The sequence below is a fragment of the Pseudomonas sp. C1C7 genome, from assembly GCF_013359595.1.
Taxonomy (GTDB): Bacteria; Pseudomonadota; Gammaproteobacteria; order Pseudomonadales; family Pseudomonadaceae; genus Aquipseudomonas.
In genome coordinates, this window is record NZ_JABFMP010000018.1 from 112,772 (window position 1) to 129,495 (window position 16,724).

The 16,724-nt window shown below is 57.0% G+C and carries 15 protein-coding genes and 1 pseudogene; 9 read left to right on the forward strand and 7 right to left on the reverse strand.

Annotated features, from left to right (window positions below):
• Positions 1-7 precede the first annotated feature (7 nt).
• From HNO86_RS16630 to HNO86_RS16640, 3 genes are read left to right on the forward strand one after another with little or no spacing between them, the layout of a single operon-like run.
• Positions 8-673: a YjbF family lipoprotein gene (locus HNO86_RS16630; protein ID WP_175378026.1), complete on the forward strand. Its 666-nt coding sequence runs from the start codon at positions 8-10 to the stop codon at positions 671-673.
• A 44-nt stretch (positions 674-717) separates the two neighbouring features.
• Positions 718-1,431: a capsule biosynthesis GfcC family protein gene (locus HNO86_RS16635; RefSeq protein WP_175378027.1), complete on the forward strand. Its 714-nt coding sequence runs from the start codon at positions 718-720 to the stop codon at positions 1,429-1,431.
• Complete coding sequence (locus HNO86_RS16640; protein WP_175378028.1) at positions 1,428-3,506, forward strand: YjbH domain-containing protein; 2,079 nt, start codon at positions 1,428-1,430, stop codon at positions 3,504-3,506. Before HNO86_RS16635 ends, HNO86_RS16640 begins: the two co-directional genes overlap by 4 nt.
• 257 nt (positions 3,507-3,763) lie before the next feature.
• Here the strand turns inward: HNO86_RS16640 and HNO86_RS16645 are convergent, their stop codons facing one another.
• The 3 genes from HNO86_RS16645 to HNO86_RS16655 all read right to left on the reverse strand — a co-directional run bounded on the left by HNO86_RS16645 (position 3,764) and on the right by HNO86_RS16655 (position 7,212).
• Positions 3,764-5,158 (reverse strand): undecaprenyl-phosphate glucose phosphotransferase, encoded by a 1,395-nt coding sequence (locus HNO86_RS16645; protein WP_175378029.1) that lies wholly within the window; start codon positions 5,156-5,158, stop codon positions 3,764-3,766.
• A gap of 378 nt (positions 5,159-5,536) precedes the next feature.
• Positions 5,537-6,199 (reverse strand): winged helix-turn-helix domain-containing protein, encoded by a 663-nt coding sequence (locus HNO86_RS16650; RefSeq protein ID WP_175378030.1) that lies wholly within the window; start codon positions 6,197-6,199, stop codon positions 5,537-5,539.
• 272 nt (positions 6,200-6,471) lie between these two features.
• Positions 6,472-7,212, reverse strand: coding sequence for a winged helix-turn-helix domain-containing protein (locus HNO86_RS16655; RefSeq protein WP_175378031.1), 741 nt, complete (start codon positions 7,210-7,212; stop codon positions 6,472-6,474).
• A gap of 547 nt (positions 7,213-7,759) precedes the next feature.
• Here HNO86_RS16655 and HNO86_RS16660 point away from each other — a divergent pair.
• Entirely contained in the window at positions 7,760-8,593 is an 834-nt protein-coding gene (locus HNO86_RS16660) for an undecaprenyl-diphosphate phosphatase (RefSeq protein WP_175378032.1), read from the forward strand.
• An 18-nt stretch (positions 8,594-8,611) separates the two neighbouring features.
• Here the strand turns inward: HNO86_RS16660 and dusA are convergent, their stop codons facing one another.
• Complete coding sequence (gene dusA / locus HNO86_RS16665; RefSeq protein ID WP_175378033.1) at positions 8,612-9,598, reverse strand: tRNA dihydrouridine(20/20a) synthase DusA; 987 nt, start codon at positions 9,596-9,598, stop codon at positions 8,612-8,614.
• Positions 9,599-10,088: 490 nt separating this feature from the next.
• Between dusA and HNO86_RS16670 the strand changes: the two genes are divergently transcribed.
• Positions 10,089-10,439 (forward strand): DUF6124 family protein, encoded by a 351-nt coding sequence (locus HNO86_RS16670; RefSeq protein WP_175378034.1) that lies wholly within the window; start codon positions 10,089-10,091, stop codon positions 10,437-10,439.
• A gap of 498 nt (positions 10,440-10,937) precedes the next feature.
• Here the strand turns inward: HNO86_RS16670 and HNO86_RS16675 are convergent, their stop codons facing one another.
• Complete coding sequence (locus tag HNO86_RS16675; RefSeq protein WP_175378042.1) at positions 10,938-11,930, reverse strand: autotransporter outer membrane beta-barrel domain-containing protein; 993 nt, start codon at positions 11,928-11,930, stop codon at positions 10,938-10,940.
• A 69-nt stretch (positions 11,931-11,999) separates the two neighbouring features.
• On the reverse strand, positions 12,000-12,284 hold the full coding sequence (locus tag HNO86_RS16680; protein WP_175378035.1) for a hypothetical protein: 285 nt from the start codon (positions 12,282-12,284) through the stop codon (positions 12,000-12,002).
• A 135-nt stretch (positions 12,285-12,419) separates the two neighbouring features.
• Between HNO86_RS16680 and nspC the strand changes: the two genes are divergently transcribed.
• Genes nspC through HNO86_RS16695 form a run of 3 tightly spaced genes read left to right on the forward strand, consistent with a single transcriptional unit; the run spans position 12,420 to position 15,065 of the window.
• Complete coding sequence (nspC, locus tag HNO86_RS16685; protein ID WP_175378036.1) at positions 12,420-13,517, forward strand: carboxynorspermidine decarboxylase; 1,098 nt, start codon at positions 12,420-12,422, stop codon at positions 13,515-13,517.
• A 27-nt stretch (positions 13,518-13,544) separates the two neighbouring features.
• Positions 13,545-14,789: a saccharopine dehydrogenase family protein gene (locus HNO86_RS16690; protein WP_175378037.1), complete on the forward strand. Its 1,245-nt coding sequence runs from the start codon at positions 13,545-13,547 to the stop codon at positions 14,787-14,789.
• Between the two features lie 33 nt (positions 14,790-14,822).
• Complete coding sequence (locus tag HNO86_RS16695) at positions 14,823-15,065, forward strand: hypothetical protein (RefSeq protein ID WP_175377944.1); 243 nt, start codon at positions 14,823-14,825, stop codon at positions 15,063-15,065.
• Here the strand turns inward: HNO86_RS16695 and HNO86_RS16700 are convergent.
• Positions 15,052-15,363 (reverse strand): methyl-accepting chemotaxis protein, encoded by a 312-nt coding sequence (locus HNO86_RS16700; protein WP_175378038.1) that lies wholly within the window; start codon positions 15,361-15,363, stop codon positions 15,052-15,054. The two genes, HNO86_RS16695 and HNO86_RS16700, sit on opposite strands and share 14 nt — an antisense overlap.
• 83 nt (positions 15,364-15,446) lie before the next feature.
• Between HNO86_RS16700 and HNO86_RS16705 the strand changes: the two are divergent.
• Positions 15,447-16,190 (forward strand): annotated as a pseudogene (locus tag HNO86_RS16705) (L,D-transpeptidase family protein); the annotation flags it as partial.
• Positions 16,191-16,724: the final 534 nt, after the last annotated feature.

The following is a 16,724-nucleotide window of genomic DNA, read 5'->3' on the forward strand; positions in this document are numbered from 1 at the left end:
TCAGACAGTGAGAACGTTGAAAGTTGGCGTCTGCTTGATGGCGGGCTTGTCGTTGTGTGGCTGCAACCCGTTGATGGTCGCGTCGGTGAACAACCTGCAGTCGGCGCTGGTGGGGCCGGATGAGATCGAGGTGACGGCGGCGCAGGTCGCGGACGTTCGTTATCCGCAGCTCAGGCTGACCACACCGTCCGGCTCCGGGGTGCTGGCGCTGGTGCGTGAGCGGGGCGACCTGCAGTTCTGGGTCGCGTCCGGCAAGCAGGTACTGCTCCTGCGTGACGGCCTGGCGGTGCGCAGCATCGGCCTGGGCCTGGGCGGCGACCTGGACGGCACCCGTTTGGCGACGGCCTCGCCGTTCAAGCAAGGCCTGCATCGATTGCCCGATGGCTACACCAGCCAGCGCTGGATCGACCTGTATCAGGGCCAGGAAGTCGGCGTGACCCTCAACAGCCGCTTCTCCCGAAAGTCCGTGGAAACCCTCGAAATTCTCAACAAGGAATACACCGTGCTACGTGTCGATGAGCAGATTGACGCCCCGGCCATCGGTCTGAGTGCGACCAATCGTTATTGGGTCGATCCCGTTGACGGTTTCATTGTGCAGAGCGAGCAACAACTGACCTCGCAACTGCGGGTCAAGATCGTGCAACTGACCCCCGAACGCAGGACCGCGCCTTGAAGCGGGTGAGGGCGTTATCGGCGTGCCTGCTGTTGATCACGGGGATGAGTCAGGCAGCGGTCATCGTCAGCGGTGACGTGGCCAATCCGGGACCGGTGGATCTGCCGCCCGGCGGTCGCTTGCTCGACGTGATCAGCGTGGCCATCCCCAATGCCGAAAGTTACTGGCTGGCGGCTGAGTTGCAGCGCAAGTCGTTGCTCGAAGAGCAGGAGCGACTCAAGGCCGGCGTGCTGTTCGACCTGAACGTCTTGCAGCGCATGGCCTTGCTCTTCGACCGGCCGAGCCGCGCGGCGCTGGCGGTGCGATTGGCCGAGCAGGTCACGCAGATGCCCGTCACCGGGCGTCAGGTCGCGGTGCTGGATCCGGTCGCGGTGGAGGTCGGCTTTGCCCGCAACATGCGCCTGGACGATGGCGATCGCCTGACGTATCCGCCTCGGGTCAACGAGGTTGAAGTGCTCGGCGCGGTCGCCGAGTCGTGCCGCCTGGCCTATCAGCCGATGCAGGAAGCCAGCGAATACCTGCAAGGCTGCGCGATCCTGGACGATGCCGACGCCGACTACCTGTGGCTGATCCAGCCCAATGGCGTGTCGCGGCGCGTCGGTATCGCCGCGTGGAATCGCGAGAGCGGGCAGATACCTGCCGCTGGCAGCAAGATTCTGGTGCCGGTCAAGACCGATGATCTTGATCCGCCTGTTCCTGAACTGAATCAGCAGTTGGCCGAATTCATTGCCACGCAGCTGGCTGAGGTGGTTCGTTGAATTTACGTTTTGCAGCGGTGTTGTTATTGCCCTGTGGTCTGGCCCATGGCGAACCACGTATTACCCAGAATGACTTCGGTGGCGCCGGCCTGTTGCAGACGCCGACCGCGCGCATGGCCCCGGCCGGCGAGCTGAGCCTGAACGCCAACCGCACCGACCCTTACAGCCGTTACAGCGTGTCGTTGCAGCCGTTCGAATGGCTGGAAGGTTCGTTTCGCTACACCGCCATCACCAACCGGCCTTACGGCCCCGAATCGCTGAGCGGCAGCCAGAGCTATAAGGACAAGGCGGTCGATATCAAGGCCCGGCTGTGGGAGGAAACTCACTGGGCGCCGGAAGTGGCGCTGGGCTTCCGAGACATCGGCGGTACGGGCCTGTTCTCCAGTGAGTATTTCGTGGCCAGCAAGCGCTACGAGAACCTGGATTTCAGCGCCGGCATCGCATGGGGTTATCTGGGTAATCGCGGCGACTTCGAAAACCCCTTGGCCTCGCTCGATGATCGCTTCGAGACGCGGCCAGACAGCGAAGGCACCGGTGACGTCAACGCCGGGTCGTACTTTCGTGGCAGTCCGTCATTCTTTGGCGGTGTCAGCTACCAGACGCCCTGGGACCGGCTGAGCCTGAAGCTCGAATACGAAGGCAATGATTACAAGCACGAACCCAAGGACAACGTGATCAAGCAGGACTCGCCGATCAACCTCGGTGCGGTGTTCAAGCTGACCGATTCGGTCGACCTCAGCGCCGCCTGGGAGCGCGGCAACACGGCGATGTTCGGCGTCACCTTCCACACCAACTTCGCCAGTCGCAAGGCACCGGTGAAAACCTACGATCCACCGGCCGAACCGCTGCCGGCGAAGGCGCCTTCCACTCCTGCGGATCAGGTGGATTGGGCGAACGTTTCCCAGCGCCTGCAACAGAACGCCGGCTACAAGGTGGAGCGCATCAGCCAGCGCGGTCCCGAGTTGATCGTGTACGGCGAGCAGTCGCGGTATTTCCATTCGGCCAAGGCGGTCGGCCGGGCGAGCCGGATTCTGGACAACAGCGTCAACGACGACATCGACTGGTTCACCGTGGTCAACAAGCGCTACGACCTGCCGCTGGAAGAAACCAGCGTGCCGCGCCAGACCTTCCGCGAAGTGATCAACAACGAGGAGCCGTTGCAATCGCTGCACCGCACCACCGAGATCAATGCGGCGGTGCCGCACAACGAGAAGACGCTCTACACCCAGGCGCCTCAGCCATTCAGTTATGGCGTCGGGCTGGGTTTCAAGCAGAACGTCGGCGGCCCTGACGGCTTGCTCTATCAGTTCACGGCCGATGCGGACGCCGAGTATCGCTTCACGCGCAACACCTGGTGGAACGGCTTGCTCAGCGCCAATCTGGCGAACAACTTCGACAAGTTCACCTACGACGCGCCCAGCAACTTGCCGCGGGTGCGGACGGATTTGCGCCAGTACCTGACGACCTCCGAAACCACCATGCCGCTGTTCCAGGTCACCCACGCCCAGCAACTGGACAAGGACCTGTATGGGATGGTCTACGGCGGTTATCTGGAGTCGATGTTCGCCGGTGTCGGTGGCGAGCTGCTGTTCCGTCCGACCGGTGCGCGCTGGTCGCTGGGAGCGGATTTGAACTACGTGCGCCAGCGCGATTTCGATCAGGGGTTCGCGTTGCGGGATTACTCGGTTGTGACCGGGCACATCACCGGCTACACCGACCTGCCATTCGATACGCTGGCAGCGGTCAGTGTCGGACGTTATCTGGCGGGTGACTGGGGCGGCACGCTGGACATCTCGCGAGAGTTCTCCAACGGCGTGCGCTTCGGTGCCTGGGCGACCATCACCACGGTGACCGGTGCGGAATATGGCGAAGGTAGTTTCGACAAGGGCATCTACCTGTCGATTCCGTTCGACGAAATCATGAGCATGTCCACCATGCGCCGCGCCAACCTGGTCTGGTCGCCGCTGACCCGGGACGGTGGGGCACGGCTCAATCGCAGCTTCCAGTTGCACTCGATGACTGATAGCCGGGATGACGATATGTTCTATCGCAATTTCGAGAAGATCACCGAGTAACGCCAAGAAACACACCAATCCCGTAGGAGCGAGGCTTGCCCGCGAAGAGGCCGGTACATTCAACATCCACGTTGACTGACCCGACGCCTTCGCGGGCAAGCCTCGCTCCTACAGTTTTTTGTGCCGATCACAACATCTCCAAACAATCCGGAACCCTGTGGGAGCGGGCTTGCCCGCGATGGCGTCACCCCAAACCCCACCCACAAAAAAGGGGACTTCCGTCCCCTTGCTTTTCGGCGCCGATCAACCCCGACCCATCAATAAATATCCTTCGACAACAAGGTAAACGGCGTCTTCACCAGGATCTTCAGATCCAGCCACAACGACCAGTTATTGATGTACTTCAAATCAATCTCGACCCGCTTCTGCATCTTGTCCAGGGTATCGGTTTCACCCCGGCAACCATTGATCTGCGCCAGCCCGGTAATCCCCGGTTTGATCCGGTGCCGCGCCATGTACGCCAGAATCTTCCCGGAGTAATAGTTGTTGTGCGCCACCGCATGCGGACGTGGGCCCACCAGCGCCATATGTCCTTGCAGCACATTGAACAATTGCGGCAGTTCATCCAGCGAAGTGCGGCGGATGAAGCGGCCGACGGCGGTGATGCGCGAGTCGTTACGGCTGGCCTGCTTCACTTCCTTGTCATCGTGAACCCGCATCGAGCGGAACTTCCAGACCTGAATCACCTTGCCGTTCCAGCCATGGCGGTCCTGCTTGAAGAACACCGGACCGGGCGAGTTGAGCTTCACAGCCAGCGCAATGATCAGCAGCACGGGGCTCAGCAGAATGACCGCCAGCAGCGCCACACTTTTTTCCATCAAGCTCTTGCTCAGTGCGGCGGTAGGGCGGCTGGTCAGCGGGCTTTCGTTCAGATAGATCGCCGGCAGACCGTCCACGACTTTCACCGAATGATTGAGCAGTGTCAGGCTGTTCAGATCCGGCACCCACACCACATCGACGTTGGCATCCAGCAAGTCGCCATACATCGCTTCGATCTTCGCCGCTTCGGACAGTGGCAGGGTGATGTACAGACGACGGATGTCGTGTTCCTTGATCAGCGCCAGCAAGTCCTCCTGGGCGCCGACGATGCGCGGCGCATCCGGCGCCATGGCGGGTAGGGCGCCGTCGCTGACCAGACCTACCAGCGGCAGGTTTTCATGTTCGTTCAACTTGCTTGCCAGCCCCAACGCCAGCTCTCCAGTGCCGACGATCAGGGTCTTGTGCTCGCTCTTGCGGGAGCGCTGGTAGTACTTCGAAAACGCATGCAGCGGCGCATAAAGGAACGCCTGGCCGAGGAAACCGTACACCGCCCAACTCAGGATTACTTCCCGGGAGAACAACGCATCGGCCTTGCAGACAAACGCCACGCAGGCCAGGCCGCCCATGGTCATGGACCAACCCATGAGCAGGCGCCCGAGACCGGTCACATAGTTGTCCCGTTTGCGATACACGCCGCTGAACGTATAAGCCGGGACCGAGGCCAATACCGTCAGAACCGCGCACATACGGTAGTAAAACTCGACCGATCCGGTGTGCTGATCGGCAAGTATGAATAACAACGAAACGACGAAGGTTTGCGCCAGCGCCCATTGACCCCAAAAGGTAAGTCCCTTGAGGCCGTTATTTCGATTGATTCGTAAACTAAGATCCATGCGATATCCCCAAAAGACGTCCGTTCAGGTTCGACAGCCGAAACCGAGTTGTTTAAGCAGGCTTATTGTTGTTATTGAAGCTAGTGTCCTGAGGCTAACAACGTCGATAGGCGAACTGTCGTCAGTCAATAGATTAAGTTATTGCCGGAATGGGTGTCTGACGAGTTCTAACAGGAAGAGGGTGTTCGAACTTTAATAGGTGGGCGTGATCGGCCGTTAGAAAACGTCAATCAGCAGAAGATGAAATAATCGGAAGGTATTGGGTATTGTAGGGGAGCTGGAGGCAGGAGAATAAATAAGGAGGGAGGCAAACAAAGTGCTCTTTTTGTTGTTTTGATCGCACTATTGATGTTTGCATGTTTTGTTTGTCTGGCGAGATCAGGCCGAACGGTTTTCCGCCACCACTTCCTGAATCAGGCAATAACCGCGATTGCGCACGGCACGAAACAGGCGTTCGCCATTACTGGCACTTTTGAACTTGTCCTGCAGGCGACTCAGGCACATTTCCAGGCCGCGGTACTGTTCCGGTTCCCGGCCAATGCTCAGAATCAGTTCGTCGCGACTGACGACCCGCTCTTCGTGGTGCAGCATTTTTCTGACCAGTGCGGCTTCCAGACCGGTGAGGCTGATCTCGATATTGTCCTTGATCAATACGCTTTGATCGTCATCGAGTTGCCAGACTTCGCTATAAGGTGCTTCGCCTTCCGTTTTTCGCGGTTCCTGCGATTTTGCCGGCAGGCTGGCAAAGGGATTACCGGATTGCGCGGCATTCCATTCGGCTTCCAGTGTCGCGAGGATTTTCTGCGTGTCATGTTCGATAGTGTGCGGGATGTTCTTCCTGGCCATGCGCGGGTAGGTGAATTCCATCAGCACCGGCGCCGAAGAGGTGGGTGCCGCATCCTCAATGAACATTTGCGCCTGGGATGTACTAAATGAATTGAATCGCGAACTGGACAGGAGACTTTCCAGTTCACGTTGCGAAGTTGTGCTGTGAGTCACAACTACAAAATATTTCCTGGGGAGAGTCGTACTGGTTTCCATGTCTTTCTCCTGAAGTACACACCAAATTTGGCGAAAAAAAGGATCGGCAAGCGGAGCAATGGGCTCCCCTTGGGATTAATCGAAAAGGCAGGGTATTGGTCCCAAACAGGCTCGATAGGTTCCACTCGATCGGCTAGATATTAAACATTTATTGTTATGGTTTAGTGTTAACACGGTCATGGAATTGGATAAACAACCGCAAACAGCGGGTGAAGCCTATATCTTCGTATAGTTGAAAAGGGCCCCTGATCAGGCCCTTGCTTGTGCTTGAGTCAGGCTGTCGAAATCAGCCCTCGCATGAGGCGGTAGCCGTAGCCACGAATGCTCTGGATAGCGTTCGTGCCGTACACGTCCTTGATTTTTCCGCGCAGACGGCTGATCGATTTTTCCAGCGCCCTGGGATCATAGAAATTGGTGTTGAGCCCCATGATGCTGGCAATTTCGTCGTGGCTTAGAATGTGATTACTGTTTTGCGCAAACGCTTCGAGAATCTTCATCTCGGCAAAGGAAATGTCGAGTCGCTTGCTGTTATCCGACAGGCAAATACGGGTCGGGTCCAATACCAGATTGATGTCTCTTTGCCACTCTTCACTGTTGAAGAAATCGGAAAGTAACTCGAAGCTTTCATCGGAAAGAGTATTGAACTTGATACAAAAGTCGGCACCGGCAAGATAGTACTTGATCTTGTTGAAGGCGCCGCGACCGGTGATGACCGCGCATATGATAGGGGCCAGGTTGTCATCGCGAAGGCTTTGCACCAGCGCAAGGTTTTCTTCCATGGCCTGAGGGCTGTCGATGATGACGAAGATGGCGCGATATGAACCCTGGCAATCATTACCGTTATACGAATGAGTGTATGAACTTGCCTCAAGCGTTATATCGGCGTGAACGTGCCTTGCGACTAATGCACTAAAATGTTCAGCCACGCCGCGAGTACGACCCAGGGTGAGAACACCCGGTTCGCTGTCCTTGCGGTGCTGAATTCTAGTAGTCGCCAAGTTCCCTGTAAGCATAGTGCTTTAACTCGAAAAGGTGCTGTCATCGGGATGTTAAAGCACCGGTTCTGATCTGTGACTGACAATTGGTAACATTCACGCGGAAATCAGACGTGGATCGCGAGTTTTTTAACAATAACTAAGCTTTTCAAGGTTTTAGTTGATTTTCTCGGTGGGCTGAACTAGTGAAATATCCTCGTTAGATGCTGGCAATATGCAATTGTGCCACTATTTTGTTATGACGGAATAGCGCGATTTATGTCCTTTTGCCACTGTTTTGCCTTCGGTCTCCAGTTCATGGCAAATGGCCTCTTCCGATAATTTCCGGGTGATTGTGAATCCGGTCACATTTGTTCTGCGATGCAGCGCTTTCTACCTGTTAATTCCGTATTTGCAAAATCCAATACCCGGACGTTTGTTAACAAGCCTTGAGTGGTCTGTTTATCAGGACATATTCTGCGCCGCTGAAATCGGTCGATCGCTGCATGCGGCCGACTTCTTTCATCTTAGTTGCTCAATACCTGAAAGCAGGCCACCCCGTCAAAGGTGGCCCGAGGGAGGATTAATGGATTTCTGGACCCTTATAAAGGTGTTGATATTAGGCGCTGTAGAAGGCCTGACCGAGTTTCTGCCCATCTCCAGTACCGGGCACCAGATTATCGTCGCGGACTTGCTGGAGTTCGGCGGCGAACGCGCCATGGCGTTCAACATCATTATTCAGTTGGGTGCCATCCTGGCGGTGGTGTGGGAGTTCCGTCGCAAGATCTTCGATATCGCCAAAGGCCTGCCCACCGAACGCAACGCGCAACGCTTCACCCTCAACCTGCTGATCGGCTTTCTGCCCGCGGTGGTGCTGGGGGTGTTGTTCGCGGACAAGATTCATCAATACCTGTTCAACCCGATCACCGTCGCGGTCGCGCTGGTGGTGGGCGGCATCGTGATGTTGTGGGCCGAAAGGCGTGAGCATGTGGTGCACATCGACCATGTCGACGACATGCGTTGGTCTGACGCACTGAAGGTAGGTTTCGCACAATGCCTGGCGATGATTCCCGGCACGTCCCGCTCCGGGTCCACCATCATCGGCGGCCTGCTGTTCGGCCTGTCTCGCAAGGCGGCCACCGAATACTCGTTCTTCCTGGCGATGCCCACCATGGTCGGCGCCGCGGTGTATTCGGGCTACAAGTATCGGGATCTGTTCCAGGCCGGCGACCTGGCGGTGTTCGCCACGGGATTCGTGACCGCGTTCTTCTTCGCCATGATCGCCGTGCGCGGCCTGCTCAAGTTCATCGCCAACCACAGCTACGCGGTGTTTGCGTGGTACCGGATCGCGTTCGGCTTGTTGATCCTGGCCACCTGGATCTTCGGTTGGGTTAACTGGACGGCGGCCGCTGCCGCCTGATCCGTTCTGCCGGGGGAATCAGCGCCCCTCGAGCAACCCCGCCGCCTGATCCAGCAACGCCAGCGGCTCCTTGGTCTTGTGAATATCCACCGACAATAACTGGCGAAACTTGCGCGCACCGGGGAAACCGGTGCCCAGCCCCAGCATATGCCGCGTGATGTGATGCATCGCACCACCCGCATCCAGATGCGCAGCGATATAAGGACGCATCTGCGCCAGCGCCTCGGCGCGGCTGATCACCGGCGCGGTACTGCCGAACAGTTGCTGATCCACCTCAGCCATTACATAAGGGTTGTGATACGCCTCGCGCCCCAGCATCACACCGTCAAAGGTCTGCAGATGCTCGTGGCAGGCCTCCAGCGTCTTGATCCCGCCGTTGAGAATGATCTCCAGGTCCGGAAAATCCGCCTTCAACCGCGCCGCCACGTCATAACGCAGGGGCGGAATCTCGCGGTTCTCCTTCGGCGACAGGCCTTCGAGAATCGCAATCCGCGCATGCACGGTAAAACTCGTGCAACCAGCCTCGCGAACCGTACCGACAAAATCACACAGCTCTTCGTAACTGTCCCGCCCGTTGATCCCGATGCGATGCTTGACCGTCACCGGAATCGACACCGCATCGCGCATCGCCTTCACACAATCGGCCACCAACTGCGGATGCCCCATCAGCACGGCGCCAATCATGTTGTTCTGCACCCGATCGCTCGGGCAGCCGACATTCAGATTCACCTCATCGTAACCATGCTCCTGCGCCATACGCGCACAAGCCGCCAGATCCAGCGGAACACTGCCGCCCAACTGCAACGCCAGCGGGTGCTCGGCTTCGTCGTGACGCAGGAAACGATCGTGATCGCCGTTGAGGAGAGCGCCGGTGGTGACCATCTCGGTGTAGAGCAGGGCGTTCTTCGACAGCAGGCGCAGGAAGAAACGGCAGTGACGGTCGGTCCAATCCATCATGGGGGCGACGGAGAAGCGGCGAGAGAGTGGGGCTGTTTGCTGAGACATGGGGGAATCTGAATCTGGAATGCGAAGGGCCGCAGTTTATCAGGGATGACAGAATGGTGTTTGGAGAGGCTTGTAGTGGGGGAAAGCTCAAGTGGGGATGAATCCGACCCCGAGACCTGACTTCATACGGTGGTCTTAATGCAGCTTACAGCTGTTTATCGCAATGCCTGGTTGTAGGAAATATCCCTCAACTCGCGTCGGAAACGCCCATATTGTTCCGCTTACACCGCTCCGATAACCTCGCCCGGTCGCTGCAAATTCAGCGACAAGGGTGTGGAAGCCCTTCACAAGATCTAGGCGCACAGGCGCTACCTGAATTTAAGCAGGCGCTTTTTTCATGTCTGCTGTTAAATTATGGCGGCTGTGCGCGGGGCACTTTCGGGTGCGCCGGGTTCCTAGATCCCCGGTCTTCCACACCTGCGCACAGCTGCCACCCATCATGTGGAAGTGATGCTGGCAGTTCCTTTGGTTAATTCTAGGAACGAAAAGAATGAAAAAGATCACACCCGACCCGCCTGAAACATCGGATACGCCCGATACCTCTCATCTCGACGAGCTTTCCAAAGCCAGTCATCGCGTTATCAGTAAACGCCTGCGCAATCCGAACCACGCCGATCCCATCTGCCACGTTTTTACGATCGTCCCCAACGTCGATACAGAGACCCTGCTATGTCACGCCTGCGAAACGCTTGCTTCGCTGAATGTCTTGACTACGGATCTGGCGTGCCAGCTAGAAGGCTCGCCGCGCAGTTTGGCGCTGTCGATTCAGCAGTTGGCGGTTATTGGGGAACTGTTGGTGAATCGGGCGTTGGACAACGTCGATCCGCCGGGTTGTGTGTGAAGGAGCGGTTGGCGATTGGAGTTGAGCAGTAAAAGAGAAAGGCGCCCTTGATGGGCGTCTTTTTTGTTAGGCGAAAAAGCGGATAGGTTTGTTTTTGAATTGACGTAGTCGCATCCGAGAGCTTGGGCGGGGAGATGTGTGGGCATATTGGCCATCCCGCCGTAACCTATTTGGTCGATTAGAGGCGCGCTAGCAGTGGGTGACGGGTATTGGGAAGAAAGGGGAAATTCATTTTGGGTATATCACGCTGCATCTGAAAATAAATCTGTCCCCTTTTCGGTCTTTGTTTAAAAAAATCTTGTCGTTAACCGGTCCGATCCATCACCGAAAAAACTGATGATTCTGGAGCGTGACCGGCGGCGGTCGACCCGATGCGGTCACTCGCAGAGTCGGGTTGAGTGCGTTTGCATACAACCCGGCTCGTCGAACCCGCCAAACGCCATAGCGAACCTTTATGTCACCTTTGCCCGAGGCGCAGGGCCCTGGATCAAGGTGGAATTACCACATCACCCGCACACCGACCTTGGCGCCAACCGAATGGCTGTCGCCGAAATCCTGCACGCTGGTGCGACCCAGTAACTCGCCAAACAGTGTGGATTGATTGTTGTCCCAGCTCCGGGAGGCACCGACACCCAGTCCTGCCCACAATGCCTGTTCCTCACTCCTGACGTGCAGGTCCGAGATATTGGTGGATGTACCGTTCTCGAAGTCGTAGTAGAGGTTAGTGATGCCATACAGCCGTGAACCGCTGGTGGTGCCATCGTTCGCCTTCCAACGGGTCTCGCGATCCAGCATTACACCGAGGCGGGAGACCAGGCTGTTGCCATCGTCCTGGGAGATTTCGGCACCGTACTCATCATTGAATCCGTCGAACCGTACCCGCGACCAGGAAAGCTGAGCCTGAGGCGTGAGCGACCAGACGTCATCAAGGGGCAGCCGATGGCCCACTTCGATGCTGGCAGCCACACCATGGCCACGGTTGCCTTCCACGAGCTTGCGGCCCAGCTGAGAAGAGCGAAGGTCACTGTCGTAACGCGTGGCTGTCGCCTGTCCATCCACGTAGGTGCCGTCGTTGCCGTACCAGGTGGCTGTAGCGCCGAACCCATAGCCCGTCACATCAATGGAACCATCACCGTACAGGGACGAAACGCTGGAATCGGCCTTGCCGTAATGCGCAGTCGGGCCCACCACCAGGGTGCCGGCTTCGCTCTGGTAAACCGGAACATCCAAGCCCGCCTCGAACTTGCGGGCGTGCACGTCATAATCGGCGCGCGTGGTGCTGGTATCCGGGTTGATGTCAGCCTCGGAACCTTCCACACGTACCCAGGCACCACGACCGATCGCCGGCATACCCGCTACGGATTCGTCCTGCACTTCGGCGTCGGGCTGCCAGTAACGGTTGCCCACGCGGTCGTGCAAGGTGCCGATCTGATTGAATCGTTGCAGTACGCTGGCGTAGCTCTCATGCAAGGCTACGGTTGGCGCCAGCAAGGGTGCCGCCGGCGATGTCGGGGGTGTTTCCGGAGTTGTCGGTGGCGTTGTCGATTCAGCAGTTGGTGGTTATTGGGCAGTTGTTGGTGAATCGGCCGTTGAAAAATGTCGATCCGCCGGATTGAGCACTTCAGTCGCCAGGATTTTTGCCACGACGCATTCCCTGTAGGAGCGAGCACGCTCGCGATGGACGTCAACGATGACGCTGGAGGCCTGATGCCCCGCGGCGTTCTCGGGTGCATCGCGAGCAAGCTCGCTCCTACAGGTTCGGGGCAATCCCGCTCTTAAAAGGCTCGACATTTGCTGATTTCGTCGACAAATGCGTTCGATCTGACCAGTGGTTACATCATCCATAACCACTTCCAGGAGCCTACGCAGCGGGGTATGCCGGTAAACGCAGCCAATCGCAGTGGGTAAAACGCTTTCGGTGTGGGGGGAGTGAAGGCACAATACCGCTCCTTTTTTTGGCTGGCCTGATCGGAGGCTGAAATGATCCAGACACCGTACTACCTCATCGACAAGCAAAAGCTGCTGAGCAATATGCAGAAAATTGCCTATGTACGCGAAAAATCGGGTGCAAAGGCGTTGCTGGCGCTCAAGTGTTTTGCCACATGGTCGGTGTTCGATCTGATGCAGCAGTACATGGATGGCACCACCTCGTCATCGCTTTACGAGCTCAAGCTGGGTCGACAGAAGTTCGCTGGCGAGACCCACGCCTACAGCGTGGCCTGGGCCGACGAAGAGATCGAGGAGATGCTCGAGAACTGCGACAAGATCATCTTTAACTCCATCGGTCAGTTGCAGCGCTACGCCGAGGCTTCCGCAGGCAAGGTGCGCGGTCTGCGTGTCAATCCGCAGGTGAGCAGCTCGGACTATCTGTTGGCCGATCCTGCGCGTCCATTCAGCCGCCTGGGTGAATGGGACCCGGAGAAGATCGAGCAGGTCATCCAGCAGATTTCCGGTTTCATGTTTCACAACAACTGCGAGAACGGTGATTTCGGCCTGTTCGACAAGATGCTGTGCACGATCGAAGAGCGATTCGGCCATCTGCTTCACCAGGTCGAGTGGGTCAGCCTCGGCGGCGGCATCCATTTCACCGGTGAAGACTACGCGGTGGATGAGTTCTGCGCGCGTCTCAAGGCGTTCTCCGAGAAGTACGGTGTGCAGGTTTACCTGGAGCCGGGTGAAGCCGCCATCACGCAGAGTGCGTCGTTGGAAGTCACCGTGCTCGACACCCTTTACAACGGCAAGCACCTGGCGGTCGTGGACAGCTCGATCGAAGCGCACATGCTCGATCTGCTGATCTATCGCCTCAATGCCAAGCTGGCGCCGAGCGAAGGCGAACACACTTACATGGTGTGCGGCAAATCCTGTCTGGCGGGCGATATTTTCGGTGAGTATCAGTTCGACAAGCCGCTGGCCATCGGTGACCGTCTGTCTTTCGTCGACGCCGCGGGTTACACCATGGTCAAGAAGAACTGGTTCAACGGCCTTAAAATGCCGTCCATTGTAGTGAAACAACTCGACGGTACCGTCGAGGTGGTTCGTGAGTTCGATTACAACGATTACATGTCCAGCCTTTCGTAAGCTGGTAGAAAAGGAGAGAAAAAGAAATTGAAGAAGAATGTTCTTATCATTGGTGCAGGAGGTGTCGCCAAGGTGGTGGCCCACAAGTGCGCGCAGCACAACGACGAACTCGGTCGGATTGCTATCGCGTCGCGCAACATCTCCAAATGCCAGGCCATCATCGACAGCGTCAAGGCTAAAGGCAGCCTCAAACAGCCTGCTGAAATCAAGGCCTTTGCACTCGATGCACTGGACGTCGAGGCGACCAAGGCACTGATTCGCGAAACCGAATCGCAGATTGTCATCAACGTCGGCTCCGCCTTCGTCAACATGTCGGTGCTGCGCGCCTGTATCGATACCGGTGCGGCCTATCTGGACACCGCCATTCACGAAGAGCCGGGCAAGATCTGCGAGACTCCACCCTGGTATGGCAACTACGAGTGGAAGCACCTCGAAGAATGCCAACAGAAGAACATTACAGCCATTCTCGGTGTGGGCTTTGACCCGGGTGTCGTGAACGCCTATGCCGCATTGGCCAAACAACAGTATTTCGACAGCATTGATTCGATCGACATTCTCGACGTCAATGCGGGTTCCCACGGTAAGTACTTCGCTACCAACTTCGATCCCGAAATCAACTTTCGCGAGTTCACCGGGCAAGTGTGGAGCTGGCAAAACAGCCAGTGGCACAGTAATACGATGTTCGAAGTCAAGCGCACCGACGACTTGCCGGTTGTAGGTTCGCAGAACCTGTACCTGACCGGCCATGACGAAGTGCACTCGCTGTCCAAGAACCTCGACGTGCCGAACGTGCGTTTCTGGATGAGCTTCGGCGAGCACTACATCAATGTATTTACCGTGCTCAAGAACCTCGGCCTGCTTTCGGAGCAACCGGTCAAGACCGCTGAAGGTCTGGAAGTGGTTCCGTTGAAAGTGGTCAAGGCGGTCCTTCCTGATCCGTCCTCTCTGGCGCCTGGTTACGTCGGCAAGACCTGTATCGGTGACCTGGTCAAGGGCATCAAGGATGGTCAACCACGTGAGGTATTCATCTACAACGTGGCCGACCACGAAGAAGCCTACGCCGAAACCGAAAGCCAGGGCATTTCCTACACCGCCGGTGTGCCACCGGTGGCAGCCGCCTTGCTGGTCGCCAGAGGCGAGTGGGACGTGAGCCGGATGGTCAACGTCGAGGAGTTGCCGGCTGAGCCGTTCCTGGCAGCACTGGATGTCATGGGCTTGCCAACCCGCATCAAGGACGAGCAAGGGGACCGTGCCCTGAGTTTCGCTTCCTAAGCTGCGCAAGCAATAGGAGCGAGCACGCTTGCGATGGACATTGAAGATACCGCTGGAGGTCTGAAACCCCGCGGCGTCCTTGGGTCCATCGCGAGCGTGCTCGCTCCTGCAGGTTCGGGGGTACCCGATTTCGATTCATCGGTGATCGCGTTCATTTCCTCAGCCGCCGAAGCCAGCAACGCAGCAGATTCGGAAAATGTGATTGATGGTGCCCTTGAGGTTTTTCAGCATCGTCGCGGCGGACTGTTGCAACTCCGTCAGCTCATCGGCGCCTGACACTTCCACAGCGCTGCGCAAATTCCCCCTCGGCAATTTTCTGGTTGACCTTCAGCAGGGACTGCATCGGCAGGACGATGCTGCGGGTGAAGACAATCGCGATGCAAATGGTGAACGCCAAGCCATTGACAATGATCGCGATAACCCACTCAAGACCGGTGTCAAAGGCCTTGCGCGCAACCTCTCCCGACTTGATCGCCGCAGAGCCCTCCAGGCTCGGTAGCCAATCGAACAGGGGCGGGCTGATCGGCGGCGATTGTTTCGGAAGCTGATCAATTCGTTTTTCAACTGGATGCATAAGTAATACGCGTTTGTCTTATGGGTTTCGATCGTCGAGCATCCTTTCCTCACGTAATGAGCAGGCTCGCCAAGGTTTACCTGATGATAAAAGCGGTACAGATTTTCCCAATGAATGGACGCGCACTTTCAGCAAGCGAGAAGTTCTGGTTAGCGACCCTCGTGATTGCCAGTTCAGTATTCCAGCCAAGTATGGCGGCCCGTTACGAACTGCCCACTGATGGAAGTTCAAAGGTAGGTGTGAGGCAGTTTGTTATTGCACGCTACGAGGACACGTTCGCTGACCTGGCTGAGCGCTACAACCTTGGCTATCAAGAGATGCTGGATGCCAATCCTGGCGTAGATGCCTGGCTGCCCAAAGTCGGAACAACCCTCCAGATACCCACTGAGTTCAAATTGCCTGACGGCGCGAGAGAAGGTGTGGTCATCGACCTGACCGGACTTCGCCTTTACTACTTTCCCGCAGGCACTCGAACCGTTTACACCTATCCAGTGGGAATCGGTCGAGAAGGCTGGTCATCGCCCCTGGGTACGACCCGCATCACCGAGAAAGTCGCCAACCCATCGTGGTTCCCGACGCCTTCCATTCGCGCGGAACACGCGGCGGAAGGTGATCCGCTGCCGAGTCGCGTACCTCCTGGGCCAGACAATCCACTCGGACCGTACAAAATCCGTTTAGGACAATCGACGTACCTCATTCACGGTTCGAATAAAAAGTTCGGCATCGGTACGCGCACCAGTCATGGCTGCTTTCGTATGTACAACCACGATATCGAAGAGTTTTTTTCGAAAGTGCCGGCCGGCACGAAAGTGCGGATTGTGGGTGACGGGAATGCAGGAAAGGCAGGTGAGGTGGCAGGGTTGGATCGTTCGTGATCGCCGGGGATCAATGGGAGGCGAATGGAGGGGAGGGACGCGTTCCGTGTACGGCAGGTAAAAAGGGTCAATCTGCATCGCCGCAGACGTAATGCTCTAGAGCCATTATGCGCAAGAAGTTGCGCACTTAAATGTGGATAACCCTGTGGGTACATTTCTGCAGGCTTTTAATTTCGGTCCTTACAGAGAAGTGCGCAAGAAGTTGCACAGTACTGCGCAACTTCTTGCGCACTTTTTGGGGTGATTGAGCTTCTAATTGTTTCAAACGTCGAATAAAACCACCTCATACCCCCGGTTTCATTGACCCTCAATTTTTCTGGCACGTTCCTTGAGAAGGGATTAGGTACCCATCGGGCGATTTAGCCTCGTGGTCCCCCTTATTTTCGCGTCCCCAATGCCTTGTTCAAGCAACGGGTGCACGTGGCTCAACACGAGGAACACGGAATGTTCGCACCCGCCAATCAACCCCAATTCGCCCTGACCATC